Source organism: Pseudomonas sp. FG1, from assembly GCF_034313875.1.
Classification (GTDB): Bacteria; Pseudomonadota; Gammaproteobacteria; order Pseudomonadales; family Pseudomonadaceae; genus Aquipseudomonas; species Aquipseudomonas veronii.
On sequence record NZ_JAVIWP010000001.1, the window covers coordinates 3,619,311 to 3,640,353 of the forward strand.

19 protein-coding genes are annotated in these 21,043 nt (G+C 59.8%); 14 read left to right on the top strand and 5 right to left on the bottom strand.

What is annotated here, in order from left to right:
* Positions 1-21: 21 nt before the first annotated feature.
* The 4 genes from RGV59_RS16810 to RGV59_RS16825 all read right to left on the bottom strand — a co-directional run bounded on the left by RGV59_RS16810 (position 22) and on the right by RGV59_RS16825 (position 4,155).
* A complete protein-coding gene (locus RGV59_RS16810) occupies positions 22-828 on the bottom strand; it encodes a CheR family methyltransferase (RefSeq protein WP_017846988.1) in 807 nt (268 codons plus the stop codon).
* A gap of 21 nt (positions 829-849) precedes the next feature.
* Positions 850-1,383: a chemotaxis protein CheW gene (locus tag RGV59_RS16815; protein ID WP_102618299.1), complete on the bottom strand. Its 534-nt coding sequence runs from the start codon at positions 1,381-1,383 to the stop codon at positions 850-852.
* A gap of 42 nt (positions 1,384-1,425) precedes the next feature.
* The gene (locus RGV59_RS16820; RefSeq protein ID WP_126585849.1) at positions 1,426-3,081 is read right to left on the bottom strand and encodes a methyl-accepting chemotaxis protein; all 1,656 of its coding nucleotides are present in this window, start codon (positions 3,079-3,081) and stop codon (positions 1,426-1,428) included.
* Positions 3,082-3,513: 432 nt separating this feature from the next.
* Complete coding sequence (locus tag RGV59_RS16825) at positions 3,514-4,155, bottom strand: hypothetical protein (protein ID WP_126585850.1); 642 nt, start codon at positions 4,153-4,155, stop codon at positions 3,514-3,516.
* 432 nt (positions 4,156-4,587) lie between these two features.
* Here RGV59_RS16825 and RGV59_RS16830 point away from each other — a divergent pair, with 432 nt between their 5' ends.
* The 14 genes from RGV59_RS16830 to RGV59_RS16900 all read left to right on the top strand — a co-directional run bounded on the left by RGV59_RS16830 (position 4,588) and on the right by RGV59_RS16900 (position 19,587).
* A complete protein-coding gene (locus tag RGV59_RS16830; protein WP_126585851.1) occupies positions 4,588-7,485 on the top strand; it encodes a PAS domain-containing sensor histidine kinase in 2,898 nt (965 codons plus the stop codon).
* A complete protein-coding gene (locus RGV59_RS16835) occupies positions 7,485-8,114 on the top strand; it encodes a response regulator (protein WP_017846992.1) in 630 nt (209 codons plus the stop codon). Before RGV59_RS16830 ends, RGV59_RS16835 begins: the two co-directional genes overlap by 1 nt.
* A 70-nt stretch (positions 8,115-8,184) precedes the next feature.
* Positions 8,185-9,462, top strand: a complete 1,278-nt coding sequence (locus RGV59_RS16840) for a methyl-accepting chemotaxis protein (RefSeq protein WP_376741853.1) — start codon at positions 8,185-8,187, stop codon at positions 9,460-9,462.
* A gap of 13 nt (positions 9,463-9,475) precedes the next feature.
* Positions 9,476-9,844, top strand: coding sequence for a response regulator (locus tag RGV59_RS16845; protein WP_017846994.1), 369 nt, complete (start codon positions 9,476-9,478; stop codon positions 9,842-9,844).
* A 33-nt stretch (positions 9,845-9,877) separates the two neighbouring features.
* Positions 9,878-10,195 carry an STAS domain-containing protein gene (locus RGV59_RS16850; protein ID WP_017846995.1) on the top strand — a complete coding sequence of 106 codons (318 nt, stop codon included), beginning with the start codon at positions 9,878-9,880 and terminating at the stop codon, positions 10,193-10,195.
* A 4-nt stretch (positions 10,196-10,199) separates the two neighbouring features.
* Positions 10,200-12,341 carry a chemotaxis protein CheA gene (locus RGV59_RS16855; protein ID WP_126585852.1) on the top strand — a complete coding sequence of 714 codons (2,142 nt, stop codon included), beginning with the start codon at positions 10,200-10,202 and terminating at the stop codon, positions 12,339-12,341.
* A 25-nt stretch (positions 12,342-12,366) separates the two neighbouring features.
* Positions 12,367-14,514 (top strand): HAMP domain-containing methyl-accepting chemotaxis protein, encoded by a 2,148-nt coding sequence (locus tag RGV59_RS31745; protein WP_126585853.1) that lies wholly within the window; start codon positions 12,367-12,369, stop codon positions 14,512-14,514.
* A gap of 3 nt (positions 14,515-14,517) precedes the next feature.
* Positions 14,518-15,030, top strand: coding sequence for a chemotaxis protein CheW (locus RGV59_RS16870; RefSeq protein ID WP_226926074.1), 513 nt, complete (start codon positions 14,518-14,520; stop codon positions 15,028-15,030).
* 55 nt (positions 15,031-15,085) lie between these two features.
* Positions 15,086-15,610, top strand: a complete 525-nt coding sequence (locus RGV59_RS16875; RefSeq protein WP_026140027.1) for a chemotaxis protein CheW — start codon at positions 15,086-15,088, stop codon at positions 15,608-15,610.
* A 21-nt stretch (positions 15,611-15,631) separates the two neighbouring features.
* Positions 15,632-16,435 carry a CheR family methyltransferase gene (locus RGV59_RS16880; RefSeq protein WP_017847000.1) on the top strand — a complete coding sequence of 268 codons (804 nt, stop codon included), beginning with the start codon at positions 15,632-15,634 and terminating at the stop codon, positions 16,433-16,435.
* A complete protein-coding gene (locus tag RGV59_RS16885; RefSeq protein WP_046483201.1) occupies positions 16,428-16,949 on the top strand; it encodes a chemotaxis protein CheD in 522 nt (173 codons plus the stop codon). The genes RGV59_RS16880 and RGV59_RS16885 overlap by 8 nt, the downstream gene beginning before the upstream one ends.
* Positions 16,946-18,016: a protein-glutamate methylesterase/protein-glutamine glutaminase gene (locus tag RGV59_RS16890; RefSeq protein ID WP_126585854.1), complete on the top strand. Its 1,071-nt coding sequence runs from the start codon at positions 16,946-16,948 to the stop codon at positions 18,014-18,016. Before RGV59_RS16885 ends, RGV59_RS16890 begins: the two co-directional genes overlap by 4 nt.
* Before the next feature lie 371 nt (positions 18,017-18,387).
* On the top strand, positions 18,388-19,140 hold the full coding sequence (locus RGV59_RS16895) for a hypothetical protein (RefSeq protein ID WP_017847003.1): 753 nt from the start codon (positions 18,388-18,390) through the stop codon (positions 19,138-19,140).
* A 276-nt stretch (positions 19,141-19,416) separates the two neighbouring features.
* Positions 19,417-19,587: a hypothetical protein gene (locus RGV59_RS16900; RefSeq protein WP_226926067.1), complete on the top strand. Its 171-nt coding sequence runs from the start codon at positions 19,417-19,419 to the stop codon at positions 19,585-19,587.
* A gap of 114 nt (positions 19,588-19,701) precedes the next feature.
* On the opposite strand, the gene RGV59_RS16905 is transcribed toward RGV59_RS16900, so the two are convergent.
* Entirely contained in the window at positions 19,702-20,853 is a 1,152-nt protein-coding gene (locus RGV59_RS16905) for an MFS transporter (RefSeq protein ID WP_102618293.1), read from the bottom strand.
* Between the last annotated feature and the right edge of the window lie 190 nt (positions 20,854-21,043).

Consider the following 21,043-nt stretch of genomic DNA (forward strand, 5'->3'; position numbering starts at 1 on the left):
TGGCTCGACAGCTTCGGCGCCTCACGGTTTTTGATAAATCGAAGGCGCCACCAGCTTGAACGCATCGCTGACGCCGTTCAGGCTTTCCGAATGACTGATCATGAAATAGCCGCCACGTCGCAGGAATGGGAGCAGGCGACTGACTACTTTTCGCTTGGTCTCCTGATCAAAGTAAATCATCACGTTGCGCAGGAAAATCACATCGAATTCGCCCAATTGGGGCAGGGTTTCGATCAGGTTGACTTGCACGAAACTGACCCGCTGGCGCAGGGATTTATCGATCAGGAAGGTGCCTTCCTGCTGGCCGATGCCCTTGAGGCAGTATCGACTGAGCAAGGACTGCGGCAGTCTGTTGGCGCGTTCCATCGGGTAATGCCCGTTCCGGGCCTTGGCCAGTACCTGGGTGCTGATGTCCGATCCGATGACCTCCCAGGGCGTGCTGCGCAGGGTTTCGGCAAGGGTCATGGCCAGGCTGTAAGGTTCTTCGCCCGAGGAGCTGGCCGCGCTCCACACCCTGAAGGTCTTGCCTGGCGACGCGAAGGGCAATACCCGTTCGCGCAGGAACTCGAAGTGCTTGGGTTCACGAAAGAAATACGTTTCGTTGGTGGTCAACAGGTCCAGGGCGAACTGCAGTTCGTCGGGGTTCTCCTTGCCCATTATCATTTTGAAATACGCGCCGTAGCTCTCCAGTTCATGGAACTGCAGGCGCTTGAACAGACGCCCGGCAACCAGGGCCTTTTTCATGGGTGACAAGTGGATGCCCGCTGCACCATAGAGCCAGGACTGGAACTGGGTGAATTCACGATCTTCAAGATTGATCTGTTTCAATCCGAACTCCTTGTTCGTGACTTACAGGTCCTGGAGGCTGGGGCTGTCACCGGCGTCCGCCAGTTGAGACATTTCATCCATCGATAACACCTTGTCCACCTGCAAAACGATGACGAACGTGCCGGCGACCTTGGCCATGCCGCTGATGAAGTCAGGGCGAATGCGCGCGCCAAAGCTGGGGGCCGGCTTGATCTCGTCCGCCGGAATTTCCAGTACCTCTGACACACTGTCCACCAGAAGCCCGATATCCTGGGCCTGGTGGTCCTCGCTGCTGGCTTCGAGGATCACCACACAGCTGCGTCGATTCACCTTCGTGCATGGCTGCCCGAACCGTGCCTTGAGGTCCAGCACCGGCACCACGGCACCTCGCAGGTTAAGCACGCCGCGCACGAAGTCGGGCATCATCGGCACCGGAGTCACGTGTCCGTACTCGATGATTTCCTTGATGCCCTGGATATCGATGGCGAACATTTCGCCGCCCAGCAGGAGCGTCAGGTACTGCGCCTCCTGCTTTTGAATCGCCGTCGGCTGTCGGGTATCGGTTAACGCGCCCATGTCGCTCTCCTGCATGAAAAAAGCACCGCGTCCGGTTTGCGCTTAGAACCGCGTGAACTCGCTTTCGTCGGGGCCTGCGCTCTTGAGGAAGGTTTTGTGCGGGACCGCTCGCGGTGCCCGCGCCATCGCACGCGATACGCTGCTTGCCTGGCTGGATTTGCCCAGTGTGACGTTCGATGCCTGATCGCTTGCGTCCAGCCTGAAAAAACTCATGGCCTGCTGCAACTGTTCGGCCTGGGTACTCATTTCTTCGGCGGTGGAAGCGAGCTCTTCGCTGCTGGAGGCATTTTGCTGAGTGACCTGGTTGAGTTGGTTCATCGCCGAATTGATCTGCGCCACGCCGGCTGCCTGTTCTTCGGAGGCGGCCGTGATTTCCTGGACCAGATCGGAGGTCTTGTTGATCGACGGCAGCATCTCGCCAAGCAGATGGCCGGCCCGTTCGGCCATTTCGACACTGCTGGTGGACAGCTCGCCTATTTCCAGAGCGGCCACCTGGCTGCGCTCGGCCAGTTTGCGCACTTCGGCCGCCACCACCGCGAAGCCCTTGCCATGTTCGCCGGCTCGCGCCGCTTCGATGGCGGCGTTCAAGGCCAGCAAGTTGGTCTGGTAGGCAATGTCATCGATGATGCTGATGCGTTGCGCGATTTTTTTCATCGCCTGCACCGTCTGCTGAACAGAGTCGCCGCCGTCTCCTGCTTCCTTGGCCGCCTTGCTGGCCATGCCGTCGGTTATCTTGGCGTTCTCGGTGTTCTGGTTAATGCTGGCACTCATTTGTTCGATGGACGCACTGGTTTCTTCGACGCTTGCGGCTTGTTGGCTGGTGGTCTGGCTGATGGCCTGGGCAGTAGCGCTGACTTCCTCCGACGCGCTGGCCAGACCGTCGGCGGCATTGCGCACCTCACCGATAATCTGCGAAAGCTTGCCGACCATGGCCTGCATCGCCGTGAGCACACGCCCGGTTTCGTCCTTGGAGCCACCTTCGATCTTCACGGCCAGGTTACCTTCGGCCAGTTGGCTGGCCACATCCACGGCCCTTTTCAGCGGGGTGGAAATGATGCGTGAAATAAACAACGCCAGCGCGATACCCACCAGCAAAGCCACGAGTACCGCGGCGATGATGGACAGTCGCGCATTGGCGTAGATTTCGTTACCGCGTTGATTGGCTGCCGTGGCTCCGGCGTCGTTGAGGTCGACGAGTTTTACCAGGTCGCTGGAGATCTGTTCGAAGTCCCGTTTCGAATCCCCTTTGAGAATGACACTGGTCTGTTCCTTCAAACCCTGCCGCGACTCGGCCAACAGGTTCTTGCTGGTATTGAGGTAGCTGTTCCAGTTGGTCTTGAGCGTATCGAACAACGCCTGTTCCACTGGGCTTGAGATCAGCTCTTTTTCATAGCGCGCCATGCGGGTCTCGACTTCCTTGCGAGCATCGACGATCTCCTGTTCATATTGCGCCTGTTCCGTCGGGCTGTCGGCCATCAGATAGCGCAGTTCCTTGACCCGATAGTTGGCGACAAAAAAACGAATGCCGGAGACAACCCGCACCGAAGGCAACCAGTTGTCGCGCATTTCAGTGGCAGTTTCGTTAACCAGGCCCAACTGGATGATGGCGAACACGCCCGTCATGGCCGTCAGCACCAGCACCAGCAAGAACGAAGTGATGAGCTTGGTAGCTATCCTTAAATCGTAGAACCATTTCATTGAAAGGCCTCTCCATGTGCGGTGCGGTTGGCTGAATTGCCGGGTTTGCTATCGTTCGAGGAATAAACAGCGGTTTGCCCAGGCGTTTGCTGGGCGCGTTGCCTGGTTGTCGGCGCGCCAGTCGCTCAATAGCAGGGCGCATGCGCCACAGGCAGCGGGTACGAGCGGTAAGCGGAAAAAAGTGCGAGCCTGAGGAAGCGGCTGCAAGTTGCCGTATGACGACATAGGTTCCTCCCTGAATCAGTAAATAGCGATCCTTCTCACATCAGCCTATCGGCTCGGGCCAAGATCAACTTGAGCGCAGAACAGGTCAGTCGTCGGTCAGCGGTAAAATAATTCGGTTTTACCGGGGCGGTAAGTAAGGGCTGTAATAAAAAACGGCCAGGCAGCGGTGGTTTATATAATCGGTAGACGACTGGCGCAGGCGTGGCGTTATATAAATAGCGCGCAATCGCCGCGTGCGAGTCCTTCAACGTCATGATTGCCTCCTGGTTTCTTTATACGTTCGCAAATTTGCTCAGGGCCCGGCTCATTCATTGAGAATGAAGCCGAATTGCGTCGGACTGATTTTATAAAGCAAGCAATTATTGGGTAGCACTTTTGTAGGCGCGACGTTATCGCCAGGATCAAGTCTTGTGCAAAGATATAACCCGGTGCCTTGACTATATCGTTGAGGACTTTCGGCGTAATGACGTCGACTGCGTCAATCTCGCATGCGCTGTTTACCCGGATCGTTTGATGTATATGTTCCTCAAACCTCAGTCGATTAAATAGCCCGGTGGCTTGGTCTACGAAGTTACGAGCGCGCCTGTTGCAGATACGCATCATGACCCATTCAGTGAAGTAATTGAGCATGCCTCTGTCCAACTCGCTCATGGGCGCGCGCGTGACAGTGTCAATAATGCAGAGTTCATCGACGATTGAGACCCGCGTGACCGGCGCGTTGAAGTACGCCGAGGTGATTGCGGCGATTTTGTCGAAGACTTCGTCGGAGTCGCTGCCCACGGGGCAAAATTTGGCGACCTCTTTTAGCCTTTCAGCTTCATTCGACGGAATAGGAGCGCCTTCGCCCATGATGACCCTCGCAATTGCTTGGTTCTACCTACAAGGTATCAGGTGATGATGTCATTATGATATCATTTTTTCGTTCGCTGCAAGGCTCAAAGGTCTGCGCCTCGGCGGTGCGGGTGAGCATAGACAAGAAGTGATGCAAAACCCGCGGCCGCCCATGTGTATTGACTTGGATCATCTCCTGTAGCGCCTTCTCTTCTATCGTGCTGCAGCTCTTCGAAGCCTGATATTGGGCTACAGTTCGAGCAAAGGATTGAGTCGTGGGTCTGAAGGCGCTTTAACGCGAGATAGACAAGTTGGCGGTGAGGGTCCGTGCTCTCGTAAAAAGGTCAATGTTCAGGCGTTTCCGATTTCCAGCGCTGCGTAGAAGGTTGCTAGGCGTTTTACCCGCCTTGCAAATATCGTTAAGTCCGTTCAACGACCGAGGGCACAGGGATGATGGCTCGCGACGCACAGGCAGTGGCTGACGACGATACGTTGCGAACCCTCGAGAGTGTGCTCGGCTGTCTGTCCATTGCGGTTGTGGCGCTGGACCGCGCCGCTCGGGTTGTCGCCGGCAATTCCGCGTTCGCCCATCTGCAAGTTCAAAATGGCGTTTCTCCGACAGCGGGCGGCGAGTTCATCGCCCTCCTGCGGCCCGAAGACCATGGGCTGTTTTATGCCGCGCTAGAAACGGCCGCAGGGAACACGCGGGCTGGTTTCGCGGCATTGAGCAGAGGGGCGTGCGGGCTGGACTTCTCCCTGACGCTGTGGCGCGATGCGTATTTTATTGTCGAGGTCGTTGCCCGCCAGGGCGCGTCGGCCCCGCCATCCGAAACCGAAAGCTACGCGCAGATCCCGCTCAGGTCGATTTTCGATTCCTCCGGTACCGGCCTGGCGCTGGTGTCGCTGGACGGTCGTTGGCTACGGGCCAATGGCGTCATTTGCACATTGCTTGGGTATAGCGAAGCGCAGTTGCAAACCACCACGTTCATGGCACTGACCCACCCCGAGGACCGTGAGGTCGGCAAGCAGTTGATCGACGAACTCAAGCGCGGTGCAAGGTCGGGCGCGACGTTGCATAAACGCTATATCCATCGCGACGGGCGGGTGGTGTGGGCGCGGTTGACCGTGGGAATGGTGCGGGACGATCAGGGGCAGCCGCTCTGCTTTGTGTCCCAACTGGAGGACATCACCGAGAACTGGCAGCTGCGCGAAACGCTGGTGGGCAGCGAACTCAAATTTCTCACCCTCGCGGAAAGTTCACCCAACATCATCGTTCGCTACAACCGCAACCTGTTGCGCACTTACGTCAACCCGGCCTTTTTGCGCTTGACCGGCATGTCTTATGACGAGTCGATAGGCGGGAGCCCCGACGAGGACGCGGGTGACTATATCAACCAGCTGCGCCATGTCGTTGCGACGGGCGAAACCGCGCAATTCCTCGACAGTTGGACCTTCGCGGACAGTACCGAGTTGGTCAGTTGTGCGGTCAGCCTGACGGCCGAGCGCAGCCCGACAGGCGAGGTGATCGGCGTGTTGGCGCTGGCCCACGACATTACCGAGTTGTGCAAACAACAGGTCCTGGAAGACGCGCGCTTGGGGATTTTCGAAAAAATGGCGACGGGCGCGCCCCTGGAGGAAACGCTCGGGCTCCTGGTGGACTATCTGCAATTGGCCTTGCCCCATCGGTCCTGCCGGGTGCAACTGGTAGCGCCGCTCGGCACCGGCGCGGTGATGAATACGGCGTCTGCCGTAGGCTGGTCCGAGCCGATCGTGGACAAACAAGGCCACGTGCTCGGCACTTTCGAGTTGTCCCAGGCGTCCGGCACCGGGCCGGATGAGAGCGACATCCTGCGCGTGCGCCAGACCTGTCATATTGCGGCGATCGCGATCGAACGCTGGCAATCAGAGTCGTTGCTCCGCGAGCGCGAGCGTCGTTACCGTGACATTTTCGACCACACCCTGGACATGCTTTGCCTGCTGGAAATGACGGCGGTCGGTTGCCTGCGTTGTGTCGAGGTCAACCCGGCGTTGTTGCGCGCGCTGGGCAAACCGCATGCCGACGTTATCGGTGAGCCGCTGGAGTTGATCTTTGGTCGGTTGGGCGCGCAAAAAATCCAGGCGCTTTGTGAGCAATGCACAACCGCCGGGCGGGTGGTTGAGTCGGATGAGGGCATGGTGCTTCGCAACGAAGTCCGTCAACTGCACTTTACGCTGGTGCCGGTGGCGGATTCAGGGCGTGTGGCGGCGCGGATATTGGTGATCAGCCGCGACATTACCCTGTTGATCAGGGCCCGGCAGAAAGAACTCGGACGCCAGCACGACATCAGCGCACTGGTCGAAAACAGCCCGGACGCTATCGCTCGGTTGAGTGCTCATGGCGAAGTGCTCTACGTCAATGCACAGTTGCGAAGATGGGTGGGCGGGGCCTGGCCGGAACTGATGGGCATGCCCATGGACGCGGTGGCGCCGCTGAATCACCAGTCTCAGCTGTTTCGCGAATTGGTGGCCCAAGTGATTCAGGAAAATAAAGCGACGGAGCAGGAGTTTCTGCTCTCGGGGTTGAAGAGCGCACCCAAAGTGGTGCTGATCCACTTTGTTCCAGAGGTCGACGGCCAGCGGGTCGTGAGTGTGCTGGCGGTGGGGCGCGATATTTCCAGGCTGCGGGCTGCCGAGCGGCGCCTGGCCAACTCCAATGCACAATTGCGCGATCTGTCGACCCGTCGCGAAACGGCGCGGGAAGAGGAGCGCAAACTGATCGCCAGGGAGATCCATGATGAGCTGGGCCAGCACTTGACGGCACTGCGCATGGGGATATCACTGTTGAGGTTTCAATTCGGCGCCTCGACACCCGAGCTGACCCCGCAGGTCGAGCGGCTGATGGTGCTGACCGACAAGACGATCCAGGTCGTGCGTGATGTCTCCACCAGCCTGCGACCGTCCGCGTTAAACCTGGGGCTGGTTTCCGGTCTTGAGTGGCTGACCACCGAGTTCGTCACCTTGACCCGGGTTCCCTGTGTGTTACACCTGCCGTCGATTCCCCTGATGCTCCCCGATACCCACGTCACCGCCGCGTTTCGCATCGTGCAGGAGTCGTTGACCAATATCGCGCGTTACGCCGAAGCGACACAGGTCAGCGTCACCCTGAGCCCGCAGGAAACCAACTGGCTGCTGGAGGTCCAGGATAACGGCAAGGGGTTTGACCCCGACGCCGTCACCCGGCAGACCCTGGGGTTGGCCGGGATGCGTGAGCGTGGCCTGATGTTGGGCGGCAAAGTGATTGTTTTCAGCCATCCCGGACAGGGTACAACAGTCCAGGCGTTCATTCCGATGCACAAGGATACGTATTAATGATTCGCATGCTGATCGCCGATGACCACACCATCATGCGCGAAGGGCTCAAGCAGTTGTTCATGCTGGTCGCCGATGTCCAGGTGGTGGCCGAAGCCGAGAGTGGCACGCAAGTGATCGAGCTGTTGCGCCAGGTCGAGATCGACCTGCTGCTGCTCGACATGAACATGCCGGGTATCAGCGGCGAAATCCTGATCGCCCGCCTGCATACCCAGTACCCGGAGCTGCCGATCCTGGTGTTGAGCATGCATAACGAAATCCACATTGCGCAACGCGCACTGCGCGCCGGTGCGCTCGGCTACCTCACCAAGGACCGCGACCCCGAGACCCTGTTGGTTGCCATGCGACGAGTGGCCAGCGGCCAACGTTACCTGGACCCGGCGCTGGCAGAGCAGATTGCCCTGCAAAGCAGTGGCCTGAAGCAACAGACCTACGTTGAAAGCCTGTCCGATCGCGAGTTTCAGATTCTGCGCTTGCTGGCTCATGGCATGAGCGTCAACCAGATCGCCGAACAGTTGGTCATCAGCAACAAGACGGTCAGCACCCACAAGACCCGGCTCATGGAAAAGATGGGGTTCGGCTCTACGGCGGACATTGTGCGCTTCGCCATGACCTTGGGTATTTCGTGAGCAACCCCCTTGTGTAGGGATTTTCCTACCTTGGTTGCCGGTATCCCTACCCTGGAATAGGGATGGTCCGATGGCCGTGGTGCCATTATTGGGCCAGTATCCCTCTCAAGCAATCGAACTGCCGATCAACCGGCGACGAGATGCTTCGATTGGGAGACAGACCGTGAGCGAACAGACCACACCCCCCTCGGCTGCTTTGATAGTGTTTCCGGTCGCCTTGGCCGGTCTGCTCGGAGGCCTTGCGGTTGCCTACAGCAATGACTTCAGCGCATGGGCTGTGGCGGCAGGGGGCTCGTTGTTGGTGCTGTGCGTTGGCTTGGGCCTTTGGGCAAACAGATGCTTCCAGGCGCATTGCAACAGCCTGCAACGCCAGCTCGATCAGCCGCCCGAGGTCTCGGCGACATTGGCCGTCGATAACGGCCTGGCAGACGTGTGCCTCAGCGTGCTTCCCGTTTGGTCCAGGCAGATCGAAGCCGCGCGCGTGATCAGCGAAACGTCCATCCTCAAGCTCAGCGAACGTTTTGGCACGCTGTCATCGAACATCAGCCATAGCGTGGCCAGCAACGGCGGGCAAGATGCTTCCCAGCAATTGGTCGACTTGCTGGAAGTCGGCCAGCGCGACCTCAATTCCATCGTGCTGGCCCTGCGCTCCGCGCTCTCCAATAAAGAGAGCGAACTCAAAGAAGTCCTGCAACTCTCCGGCTTCACCGAACAACTTCAGCAGATGGCCAAGTTTGTCGGTGACATCGCCAGTCAAACCAACCTGCTTGCCCTCAACGCCGCCATCGAGGCCGCGCGCGCCGGTGAGGCGGGGCGAGGTTTTGCGGTGGTCGCCGATGAAGTGCGCAAGCTGTCGAGTATGTCCGGCGAGACCGGGCGCAAGATCAGTGAAACCGTGAATACCGTCAACGCGGCCATTGCCCGCACGGTGCAAATGTCCCGCCACCACGCTGAACAAGACACTTTGACCCTCGCGGATTCGGAGCGTGTGGTCTCGCAGGTCATCGAACATTTTCGCGGTACCGCCCAGACCCTCGTGCGCAACAGCCATGACCTGCAACAGCAGAGCGCCAACGTCGCCGACGAGATTGCCCAGGTGCTGGTCGCCTTGCAGTTCCAGGACCGCGTCAGCCAGATGTTGACGCTGATTACCCGCGACCTGGACAAGCTCCAGCAGCAATTGGACGAGCGCCAGGCATCGAGCCTGAGCGGGCATACCCTCAGCCCGATGGTCAGTGATCGTTGGCTGCAAGAGCTTTCAACGGCCTACACCATGCCGGAGCAACACGCTATCCATGGCGGTAACACGCACGCCAAGTCCGATGACAGCGAAATCACCTTTTTCTAGAGGAGCTTTTCCGATGAGCAAAACCATTCTGATCGTCGACGACTCCGCCTCCATCCGGCAGGTGGTCAGCATCACTCTCAAAGGCGCGGGTTATGACGTGATCGAAGGCTGTGATGGCAAAGATGCGCTGAGCAAACTGGACGGACGCAAAATCCACCTGATTGTCAGCGACGTGAACATGCCGAACATGGACGGCTTCAGCTTCGTCAAGGCGGCCAAGCTATTGCCGGCCTACAAGTTCACGCCGGTCATCATGCTGACCACCGAGGCCAGTGATGCGATGAAGCAGCAAGGCCAGGCCTCCGGTGCCAAGGCGTGGATGGTCAAGCCCTTTCAGCCAGCGCAAATGCTCACTGCCGTCTCCAAGTTGATCCTGCCATAGCAATGACCAGCGACCGCTGGCCAGGAGGTTTCCATGAAAAGCACCGTACCGATGCTACGTCGAATCCAGGTCATGGAAGGCCCCCTGACGATCTACACCGCCACTGAACAAAAAGACCTGTTGTTGTCGTTGTTTCCGCTGGCGCATGAGGTTGAGTTGGACTTGTCCAATGTCGACGAACTGGACAGCGCCGGTCTGCAATTGTTGATCCTCATCAAACGCGAGTCGCTCAAGGACGGAACGCAGCTGTTGCTGAGCAACCCGAGCGCGACCGTAATCGAAGCAATACGGCTCAGCGGTCTTGACGACTACTTCGCCAATCCGCTTTTCGCCCAGTCGCTTGGAGCATGATCGTATGGCCCAGCCCATGAACATGGATGACGTGCTGCAGACTTTCATTGCCGAGAGTCGCGAGCTCCTGCTGCAAATGGAAGACGCACTGCTGCAGATCGAGAGGTCGCCGCAGGACCTCGACACCATCAACGGCTTGTTCCGCGTGGCCCACACCATCAAAGGCTCGGCCGGCTTGTTTGGCTTGATGCCCATCGTTGAGTTCACCCATGTCGCCGAAAGCGTCCTGGACCGGGTCCGCAGCCTGGAAGTGCGCGTCGACGAGGCATTGAGTGCATTGTTTCTCGATGCCCGTGACCATATCGGCCAGTTGATCGACCTGCTGGCCGAGGATGGCAACCTTGACCGATTGGACGAACCGCTGCGGCTCCAGGGCCAATGCCTGGGCGAGCGGCTCGCGCAGTACCTGGAAGGCTCGGTGCCGAGCGCTTCGCCCGCTCCAGCCACGCTGCCGGCGGACGAGCCGGGCGCAAGTCCCGGCCACTGGCACTTGTCCCTGCGCTTTGGTCCGGATGTATTGCGCAACGGCATGGACCCGCTGGCGTTCCTGCGTTACCTGAGCACGTTGGGGCAGTTGCTGCATACCGTCACACTGTGCGAGGGGTTGCCGCCGTTTGCGTCGATGGACCCGGAAACCAACTACCTGGGCTTTGAACTCGCGCTGCTCAGCGATGCCTCGCGGGAGGTCATCGACGGAGCCTTTGATTTTGTGCGCGATGACGCGCTCGTCCAGATCCTTGCACCGCAAGCCTCTGTCCAAGCCTGTCGCGCGCATCTCGACGGATTGCCGGAAGACAATGCCGTGCTGCTTGAGCTGCTGGTGCGTTGCGGCACATTGACGGAGTCCCAGGCCCTGCTCGTCACCCAGGAGGGTGAGCAAGCTCCGGTCGAGATGCGCGGCGAGCTGGACGCACCACCCGATTCAGTCGCGCCGTTGATCAAGGCCGGCAAGGGCGCGGCGAGCAACGAAGGCAACCTGATCCGCGTCGATGCCGCCAAGCTGGACCAACTGATCAACCTGGTTGGCGAGCTGATCATCGCCGGAGCCGGAGCCAACCTGGTGGCAGTGCGTAGCGGGATTGGCGAGATGATCGAAGCCACCAGCCTGTTATCGCGCTTGGTGGAAGAGGTGCGTGACTCGGCACTGACCCTGCGCATGGTGCAGATCGGCGCGACATTCACGCGCTTCCAGCGGGTGGTGCGCGACGTCTCCAAGGAACTGGGCAAGGACATCGTGCTGCAGATCGGCGGTGGCGAGACCGAGTTGGACAAGACCGTCGTCGAACGTATCGGCGACCCGTTGACGCACTTGGTGCGCAACGCCATGGACCATGGCATCGAGGCCGTGTCGACGCGCCTTCAACGGGGCAAGCCGGCCCAGGGCACGGTACGCCTGAATGCCTACCACGAGTCCGGCAGTATCGTGATCGAAGTGTCGGACGACGGCGGTGGCCTGGCCAAGGACAAAATCCTGGCCAAGGCCCGCGAGCGTGGCCTGGTGGGGGACGGCCAGCTACCGGCGGATAAAGACATCCTGAACTTGATTTTCGAGCCGGGCTTCTCCACCGCCGACCAGGTCAGCAACCTGTCCGGCCGCGGGGTGGGCATGGATGTGGTCAAGCGCAATATCACCGCGTTGCGCGGCAGCGTGAGCCTCGAGAGCGAAGAAGGGCAGGGCACAACGGTACGGATTCGTCTGCCGCTGACCCTGGCCATCATCGACGGCTTTCTGATCGGGGTGGGCAAGGCTTCTTATGTCATCCCGCTGAACATGGTGGAGGAGTGCATCGAGCTGGCGCCTGGACAGGGCGCAGACACCGGTTACCTGGACCTGCGTGGAGATGTGCTGCCGATCCTGCGCCTGCGGGACATGTTCGATGTGCAAGAACCTCGAGGCAGTCGAGAAAACGTGGTCGTCGTGCAATACGCCGGCCTGCGTGCTGGCTTGGTGGTCGATCGCTTGCAGGGGGAGTTTCAAACCGTGATCAAGCCATTGGGCAAAGTGTTTGGTGAGGCCCATGGGCTCGGCGGGTTCACCATCCTTGGCAGTGGAGCCGTCGCCCTGATTCTGGATATACCCAATTTGTTAGGACACGTTGCCAAGGACGCCACCCACCGTTCGATCCCAAGTCCGTTATCGACTTAATGAGCGTCATCAGGAGTTCCTCGCCATGACCGTTATCAGAAATATCATGCTGTTGGTTTTCACCGCAGCGCTCGGCGTTGTCGTGTTGGGTGGTACCAGCCTTTACCTGGCCGGTGAAATCAATACGAGCGCCAGTTATGCCAACACCAATACCGTACCCAGCTTGCTGGAAATCGACCGTGCGGCGGCTGCGCTCACCGACCTTCACGCCTTGGAATGGCAACGTCTGAACGATTCCGAAAAAAACTTCGTGTCCAGCTATACGCAGAACGTGGCACAGAACTTCAGTGTGATTGGCAAAGCCCTGGATCACTATGAGGCCGCGTTGGTCTCCGACGACCATGACGCAGCACTGTTGAAGCAGTTACGTGGCCGCTTGGCTGAATTCGCGACCCTGCAGGCGCATTTCGACAAGTTCATCGACGACGGTGATCAAGCCTCGGCCCGTGCATTGATCGAGGCGAGCCAGCCATTGCAGAGCGCGGTGCTGACGACGATCGGTGAGCTGCGCGAATACAACCTGGAACTGGGGCGCAAGGGCCAATTGGTTGCCACCGCCACTGAGAAGAATGCCCGCTCCCTCATCCTGCTGGTCAGCGCGCTGACATTTTTAGCCACCGCGTTGGTGGGCGCACTTCTGGGACGCAACCTGATGCGCCAACTCGGCGGCGAACCGGTGGCCGTGCGCGCTTTCGCCGCTCGCTTGTCAGCGGGGGAGCTGGATGCCAAAGCCACGCTCAAGCCCGGTGACACCACGAGCTTGATGGCGTCCATGCAACAACTGGGCGCGAGCCTGCATGGGCTGGTCGCGGAGATAAACCGCATGTCCAGTGAACACGACAAGGGCGACATCGATGCACAGATCGATGCTGGCCGCTTTCATGGCAGTTACCGCTCCATGGCCCAGGGCATCAACGAGATGGTCAACGGCCATATCAGCGTGAAGAAAAAAGCCATGGCCTGTATCCGCGCGTTCGGCGAAGGCAATCTGTCGGCACCGCTTGAGCAATTCCCCGGCAAAAAAGCCTTTATCAACGAGAACATCGAGCAACTGCGGGCCAATATCCTGGCGCTCGTCGAAGACACCAGCCAGATCAGCGACAGCGCGCTGATCGGCAAACTCGATACCCGGCCTGACGCCGCTCGGCATCAGGGTGATTTCCGCCGCATCATCCTGGGGATCAACGGTTCGCTGGATGCGATCATCGTGCCGATTACTGAAGCCATGGATGTCTTGTCGGCGATGTCCAATGGCGACCTGACCCGGACCATCAACGGCGACTATCAAGGCAAGTTCCTGGAACTGAAAAACTCGGTCAACGGCACCGTGGAAAAACTCTCGGAAATCATCGGCGAAGTGCGCGGCTCAGCCGATTCGCTGTCCAGTGCTTCCGAGGAGATCTCCGCCACTGCGCAAAGCATGGCGCAGTCGGCGTCCGAACAGGCCGCGTCGGTGGAGCAGACCTCGGCATCGATGGAGCAGATGTCGGCGTCCATTGCTCAAAATACCGAAAATGCCAAGGTGACCGACGGCATGGCGGGTAAAGCCAACAAGGAAGCCTCGGAAGGCGGTCGCGCCGTGAAGGACACGGTGGCGGCGATGAAGACCATCGCTGAGAAAATCGGCATCGTCGACTCCATCGCTTACCAGACCAACCTGTTGGCGCTCAACGCGGCGATCGAAGCGGCGCGTGCCGGCGAGCACGGCAAAGGCTTCGCGGTGGTGGCGGCCGAAGTACGCAAACTGGCCGAGCGCAGCCAGATCGCGGCGCAGGAAATCAGTGAAGTGGCCAAGAACAGCGTGGCCTTGGCGGAACGGGCGGGCAACCTGCTTGACGAGATTGTGCCCTCGATCGCCAAGACCTCTGACCTGGTGCAGGAAATCGCGGCCGCCTCGGAAGAACAATCCATCGGCTCCGAGCAAATCAACAGCGCGATGTCGCAGATGAGCCAATTGACCCAGCAAAACGCTTCGGCCTCCGAAGAGCTGGCGGCGACGGCCGAGGAAATGAGCGGCCAGGCCGAGCAGTTGCAGGAACTCATGGGCTTTTTCAGCGTACAGAGCAAGCGCGCCGGGCGGACCGCCTCGATGCCCGTGATCAATCGCGCGGCATCCACGTTCGACCAGGATACCCGTGCGGTGGAGAGCGGTTTCGTCCGCTTCGGGAGCTGACCCATGAGCGCCACAGCCGTTATGCCAAACACTTTGGAGTCAGCGCCGCAGGTCGATGAGCCCTTGCAGTACCTGACCTTCTTGGCTGACCAGCAGATGTATGCGGTCAATACACTGAACGTTCGCGAAATCATCGAATACAACCAGGTGACCACGGTGCCGATGATGCCGACATTCCTGCGCGGGGTGATCAACCTGCGCGGTTCAGTGGTGCCGTTAGTGGACCTCAAGGCGCGGTTTGGCAAGGGTGTGACGGTGCTGGGCAGCCGAACGTGCATCGTCATTCTTGAAGCGGCGAAGGAGGGCGAGTCCCAGGTGCTGGGGGTGGTGGTGGACTCGGTCAGCGAAGTGATCGAGATCCTCGATATCGATATCAAGCCCGCGCCGGCCTTTGGTAACCCTATCCGTACCGACTTCATCCGGGGGATGACCAAGGTGCGAGGTGCTTTTGTCACGCTGCTGCAAATCGAGCAGGTGTTGTGTGTCGATGAGATGGCCGGCTTGATGCGAGCTTGACGTGTACGACCGCGCCTCCCGGCGCGGCCGCAAAGTAATCGATGCGAGGTGAGTCATGGCGTTATCCATCGCAAGTCCAGGTAAAGCCACGGTCTCGAGCCCTAGCCAATACCTCACCTTCGAGTTGGGGGATGAGATGTTCGCCGTTGGCACGCTCAACGTGCGAGAGATCATCGAATACGGACCGATCACCAGCGTGCCGTTGTTGCCGCCCAGCATCCGCGGCGTGATCAATCTGCGCGGCGCGGCGGTTCCGGTGCTGGACCTGGGCGTGCGCTTTCGCGGCGAGCGCACGGTGCAGACCTCGAGGACCTGCTTTGTGATCCTTGAGGTACAGGCCAATGCCGGGGGCAAGCCGGTGGGCATCATTGTGGATGCGGTCAGCGAGGTCCTTGAAATCGCCGATCAGGATATCGAACCGTCCTTGAATTTCGGGACCGATGTCAGAGCGGACTTCCTGTTGGGCATCGGCAAATTGGAGAGCGGTTTTGTGTTGTTGCTGGATATCGGTCGCGTGTTGTCCCTGGAACAGGTCGATGTGCTGGCAACCCTTGATCCCTTGCTGCCTTCAACTGCCTGATTGTTTTTTGGGAGTGTCCTCATGAACGTGATTCTCTCCGATGCGGAGTTCCTGCAGTTTCGCACTCTCATTCATCAAATCGCCGGCATCAGCCTGTCGGATGCCAAAAAACAGTTGGTGAGCGCTCGGCTCGCCAAGCGCCTGCAAGTGTTCAAGCTCAATACCTACGGCGCGTACTACAAAGTGCTGATGAAGGACGCGACGGAACTACAAGTGGCGGTCGATATGCTGACCACCAACGAAACCTACTTCTTCCGCGAGCCCAAGCATTTTGATTTCCTGCGCGATGTCGCACTGCCCGAACTGCGTGGCAGCGGGCCTTTGCGTGTATGGAGCGGCGCCTGCTCGAGCGGTGAAGAGCCCTACACCCTGGCCATGGTCCTGGCGGACAGCCTCGGCGGCCGGCCCTGGGAAATCGTCGCATCGGATATCAGCAGCCGGGTACTGGAAACGGCCCGCCAGGGGCGCTACCCCCTCGAAGGCACGCGCGGCATTCCCCAAGCGTTGCTCAACAAATATTGCCTCAAGGGCGTCGGCGCCAACCACGGTTGCTTCATGGTCGAACCGGCGCTGGCGTCGAGGATCGATTTCCAGGCCATCAACTTGAACAATCCGCTGCCGAAACTGGGAATGTTTGACGTGATCTTCCTGCGCAACGTGATGATCTATTTTGACAGCGAGACCAAAGTGCAAGTGGTCAAGCGCCTGGTCAGCCACCTCAAGCCCGGCGGCTATTTCCTGGTCAGCCATTCGGAAAGTCTCAATGGCGTGACCGATGAACTGCGACTGGTCAAGCCTTCGATCTATCGGAGGCCGCATGCCTGACACCCCACCGTCCCGCGAGGTGTACCTGAATCCCGGCGAGTGGTTTTTCGGTTCAGGCGCCATTCGGTTGCGCACCGTGCTGGGCTCGTGCGTTGCATTGGTGGTCTGGCATCCGCGGCGCTTGTTGGGCGGCATGTGCCACTACCTGTTGCCCCGGCGCGCAGTGAAGAGATCGGCTGCACTGGATGGTCGCTACGGCGATGAGGCGCTCCAATTGCTGCTCGGCCGAATGCACGCGATCAAGGTGCCGCCGACGGAGTTCAGAATCAGCGTGTATGGCGGCGGGGATATGTTTCCGGGGCTGGCGCGTTCGGACAATCACTACGTTGGCCAGCGCAATGTCGAGCAAGCCAGGCACCTGCTCGATTCGCATCATTTGCGGTGTCACAACTTTCATGTGGAAGGCGTGGGTTATCGAACCGTGGTGTTCGATCTGGCCAATGGCAACATCGAACTCAACTACCTGGCCCTGCATTGGCCACTCAGCAGCCCTCATGGAGAGCGTGCGATATGAGCCTTATCAAAGTACTGATCATTGACGACTCCGCGGTGGTTCGCCAGGTGCTGACGGCGACCCTTGGGCAAGACCCGGCCATTGAAGTGATCGGCGCGGCGGCGGACCCGGTGTTCGCCATGGACAAGATGAATAAGCAATGGCCGGACGTCATCGTGCTGGACGTCGAGATGCCGCGGATGGATGGCATTACGTTCCTCAAGAAACTGATGGCCGAACATCCGACGCCAGTGGTCATCTGCTCCACGCTGACCGAGAAGGGCGCGGCCACCACCATGCAAGCGCTGGCGGCCGGTGCGGTGAGTATCGTGACCAAGCCGCAACTCAATTTGCGTCAGTTCCTGACCGACAGTTCCGATGAATTGGCCGGTGCCGTCAAGGCCGCAGCCCGTGCCAACATGAAACGCATGGTGCCGTCCAGCGAGCGAGCCCCGGTCAAGCTGACTGCCGACGTCATACTGCCGGCGAGCACGCAGGCCATGGCGCGCACCACCGAAAACATCGTCGCCATTGGTACGTCCACCGGCGGCACGCAAGCCCTGGAGCTGGTGCTGACTGCCTTGCCCAGGGTGTGCCCGGGAATCGTGATCGTGCAGCACATGCCGGAACACTTCACCGCGGCATTTGCCGAGCGGCTCAACCGCCTGTGCGAGATCGAAGTCAGGGAGGCGAAAAATGGCGACCGCGTCATTCCCGGTTGTGCGTTGATTGCTCCCGGCGGCAGGCACATGTTGCTCAAGCGCAGCGGCGCCCAATACCTGGTTGAAATCGTTGATGGGCCCCCTGTCAGCCGGCACCGCCCTTCGGTGGACGTGCTGTTTCGTTCGGTCGCCCGCAGCGCCGGCGGCAACGCGCTGGGCATCATCATGACGGGCATGGGGGACGATGGCGCTCGCGGGTTGAAGGAGATGCACGACAACGGCGCGCTGACGCTGGGCCAGAATGAAGAGTCGTGCGTGGTGTACGGCATGCCTAAGGAGGCCTTCAAGCTCGGTGCGGTGGAGCGCGAGTTGCCGCTCGAACAAATTCCAGCCGCGATTCTGCAGTCCATGCACATGCGCCGCTGACGGTTGATGCTGGTGAACCGAGGTTTTTTGCGCGCCTGGGTCGGGTTGGGCGGCGAGGGGGCTGGCTGCGCCGAAACGGCTTGGGAAGGTGATGAGTTCCGTATCTCAGCAGATGCTCTTCCTACTTGGGCGCTGGAAACTTTCAGCGCGATCAGGAACCGACTCCCACAGTTCTGCCACACAGGATAAGCCTGCTTCCGCTGGTTTGCTTGACGATTTGTCGATCGTCGGGGCGCCTGGAGCGCTGAGGCAAGGCGTCTGATCAAACCGAACTGGAGAACTAAATGTCGGCATCAGTATTCATGCAGTCTGTCGCTCACTCCTCTGATGACAAGTCTTTCAGAGACCCCATGTCCATTGCCGAGCGGTCTATGAGCTCATCGGCCAGCCAGAGCCTGTTCTGGGATTCGTATCACTTTGGCTCAGCATTCGGCAGCACGTCGTCGCGCCCGTACTTCGGCCACGGTCATTATCACTCGGGGCCGCCGCAACGTCCGCTGCCCGATAATGTGCGCCCGAACCCCGGCCCACCGCCGCGCCCAACCCCCGAGCGGCCGGACCCGCATTACTCCAAGCAAAGCAATCAGCAACTGGCCCAGGCGCTGCTGAGCAATTACGGCGCGTTCAGGGAAGGGCATTTTTCGCGGCAAGTCACCCTCGAAAGCCTGAAAAAAATGGCCGAGCGACCGTTGACCGGCAACCCGCAGATGGACGCCAATATCCGCCTGGCGAAGGAACTGCTGCGGCGTCCCGAGCTGGTACGCGCGCTCGATCGAAACATGAGCACCGGTGCTTCGGATGGCCGCTTGTCCAGGGACGACATTATGAGCGTCATCGGTTCCGATAACCCCTTTAAACTCAAAGACGACAAACAGCTGATCAAGGAAATGCTCGGTCATTTCCAACAGTTGAAGGGCAACGGTCGGGGCGACAGCATCAAGCTCGACAAGCTCAAAGAGTTTGCGGCGCAAGCGTTGACGGGCAACCCCTTCACTGACCATCTCATCCAATTGGCCAAGGAAGTCATGGCCCGTTCGATTCTGCAGGGGCGGATGGACAATGTTGACGAGTGGCAGCGCGACGGCAAGATTTCGCGACGCGAACTGCTGAAACTGCTGCGTTAACTCTGGCATAGCCGAATGCCGCGTCACTCGCGGCATAGGTTGGTAAGCGTAGTGAGCAGGAAGCACCACTTCAGTCAGGGAGGAAGGGTTTTACCACGAAGAGATTGCCATCGGCCGTTGAATGGCTGCCGGTGTCTTCACCTACCGAATCAGGTCTGGACTATGAATTCGACATCCTTTGAATCTCAGCCCTCCCAGTACACGGTTGCGAGCCTGGCGATGCCTGCACGGGAAGCAGGCCTCCCAAGCACATCCCGTTCGCAGGCACTCAACCTCATGTCTTCGCCGAAGTTCAGCTTCAGGGCGCCCACCGCCGAAGACTTCGATAAAGGTTCTCGAACATTCACGGAGGAACCGTTGTCCAGCCCTGTGTTTTCCACGCTCGCCGGGTTATGGCACAAGTTGTCTTGCCGTCTGGCCAATGACACCGAGCGGCATCTGGGCTAACCACTGAACCGTTCTGCCAGGCACAGCGCTGCGGACGGGAAACGATAAGGCAGGGAAGAAACGATCAGGCGTACATGAGCTACTTGAAGGATTCAGGCCGCTCATGTCCTTTGCTCATACCCGCAGTATTTTGCCGCTGACCGCCACCGCTGCGAGCAATCCCCCGATCAACAGGAAGGCAGTCGCCAGGCTGCTACCATGGGCAATGAAACCGATCACCGCGGGCCCCGCGAGAATACCGGCATAGCCGAGGGTGGTGATGGCCGGCACGGCGATGTGTTCCGGCATGACGGTCTGCTTGCCGACAGCGGTGTAGAGCACCGGGACGATATTTGAACATCCGGCGCCGACCAGCGCATAGCCCAGCAGGGACATGGCCCAGGCCGGTGACAGGGTCGCGAGGAAGATCCCGGCCGCCGCCAGCGCCCCGCCGGTGACGATCACCCGGGCAGCCCCCAGTCGACGGACAATCCGGTCGCCGGTCAGGCGCCCGGCGGTCATGGTCAGGGCAAAGGCCGCATAACCCAGGCCGGCGTAGGCTTCGTCCAGGCCGCGTTCGGCACTGAGGAACACCGCGCTCCAGTCGAGCACGGCGCCTTCGGCCAAAAACACGATGAAACACAAGCCGCCGATAAACAGCACCACGCCGTGGGGAATGGCAAACGGCGGCCCGGCGCTTTCACTGCCGTAGGGCAACCAGTGGGGGGCGGCCTTGAACAGCGCCAGCGCCATGATGACGATCACCACCAGGGTCGCCTGCAGCGGCGAAAACCCCAGCCCCAGCAACCCGGAAACCCCCGCTGCGCCGACGATGCCGCCCAGGCTGAACAACCCATGGAAGCCCGACATCATGGTTTTGCCGCTGGCGCGCTCGACGATCACCGCTTGCAGGTTGACCGTGGAGTCGACCGTACCCAGGCCCGCGCCGAACAGGAACAGACCGGCCATCAGCAACGGGATCGAACTGACCGTGGCGAGCATGGGCAACGCCAGGCAGATCAGGACCGTCCCGGCGCTCAGTACGCGCCGGCAACCATAGCGCGAGGCCAGTGCGCCGGCCACCGGCATGGCGATGATCGAACCGCCCCCCAGACACAGCAGCAACAGGCCCAGGGTGCCCTCGTTGAGTTCGGCGCGGGCCTTGGCATACGGCACCAACGGCGCCCAGGCGGCGATGCCGAAGCCGGCGATGAAGAAGGCGATGCGCGTCGACATTTGCTCCAGCCGCCCGGGAACCACGGGCGCTGGAGTGGGGATGGCAGTCATGGAGAATCCTTGGTTTTGCATTCAACGAACGATGTCCGGCGCGACATCCTTACACATCAAGCCTGATCGAGCGAGCCAGGTTCACGCGGCGTTCGTGCTGGCGACGGGTTTTATTTTCGCCAGCACGGAACGCTCTGGACACTGGCTGCCACCTAGAGGACATCGACGTGTAGGAGGTGGTCTGGAAGGT

Excerpts from the sequence above, each read along its gene's own strand:
- RGV59_RS16815 (WP_102618299.1), bottom strand. The coding sequence starts at position 1,383 with ATGGGCGCGTTAACCGATACCCGACAGCCGACGGCGATTCAAAAGCAG.
- RGV59_RS16820 (WP_126585849.1), bottom strand. The coding sequence starts at position 3,081 with ATGAAATGGTTCTACGATTTAAGGATAGCTACCAAGCTCATCACTTCG.
- RGV59_RS16825 (WP_126585850.1), bottom strand. The coding sequence starts at position 4,155 with ATGGGCGAAGGCGCTCCTATTCCGTCGAATGAAGCTGAAAGGCTAAAA.
- RGV59_RS16830 (WP_126585851.1), top strand. The coding sequence starts at position 4,588 with ATGATGGCTCGCGACGCACAGGCAGTGGCTGACGACGATACGTTGCGA.
- RGV59_RS16835 (WP_017846992.1), top strand. The coding sequence starts at position 7,485 with ATGATTCGCATGCTGATCGCCGATGACCACACCATCATGCGCGAAGGG.
- RGV59_RS16840 (WP_376741853.1), top strand. The coding sequence starts at position 8,185 with ATGGCCGTGGTGCCATTATTGGGCCAGTATCCCTCTCAAGCAATCGAA.
- RGV59_RS16845 (WP_017846994.1), top strand. The coding sequence starts at position 9,476 with ATGAGCAAAACCATTCTGATCGTCGACGACTCCGCCTCCATCCGGCAG.
- RGV59_RS16850 (WP_017846995.1), top strand. The coding sequence starts at position 9,878 with ATGAAAAGCACCGTACCGATGCTACGTCGAATCCAGGTCATGGAAGGC.
- RGV59_RS16855 (WP_126585852.1), top strand. The coding sequence starts at position 10,200 with ATGGCCCAGCCCATGAACATGGATGACGTGCTGCAGACTTTCATTGCC.
- RGV59_RS31745 (WP_126585853.1), top strand. The coding sequence starts at position 12,367 with ATGACCGTTATCAGAAATATCATGCTGTTGGTTTTCACCGCAGCGCTC.
- RGV59_RS16870 (WP_226926074.1), top strand. The coding sequence starts at position 14,518 with ATGAGCGCCACAGCCGTTATGCCAAACACTTTGGAGTCAGCGCCGCAG.
- RGV59_RS16875 (WP_026140027.1), top strand. The coding sequence starts at position 15,086 with ATGGCGTTATCCATCGCAAGTCCAGGTAAAGCCACGGTCTCGAGCCCT.
- RGV59_RS16880 (WP_017847000.1), top strand. The coding sequence starts at position 15,632 with ATGAACGTGATTCTCTCCGATGCGGAGTTCCTGCAGTTTCGCACTCTC.
- RGV59_RS16885 (WP_046483201.1), top strand. The coding sequence starts at position 16,428 with ATGCCTGACACCCCACCGTCCCGCGAGGTGTACCTGAATCCCGGCGAG.
- RGV59_RS16890 (WP_126585854.1), top strand. The coding sequence starts at position 16,946 with ATGAGCCTTATCAAAGTACTGATCATTGACGACTCCGCGGTGGTTCGC.
- RGV59_RS16895 (WP_017847003.1), top strand. The coding sequence starts at position 18,388 with ATGAGCTCATCGGCCAGCCAGAGCCTGTTCTGGGATTCGTATCACTTT.
- RGV59_RS16900 (WP_226926067.1), top strand. The coding sequence starts at position 19,417 with ATGTCTTCGCCGAAGTTCAGCTTCAGGGCGCCCACCGCCGAAGACTTC.
- RGV59_RS16905 (WP_102618293.1), bottom strand. The coding sequence starts at position 20,853 with ATGACTGCCATCCCCACTCCAGCGCCCGTGGTTCCCGGGCGGCTGGAG.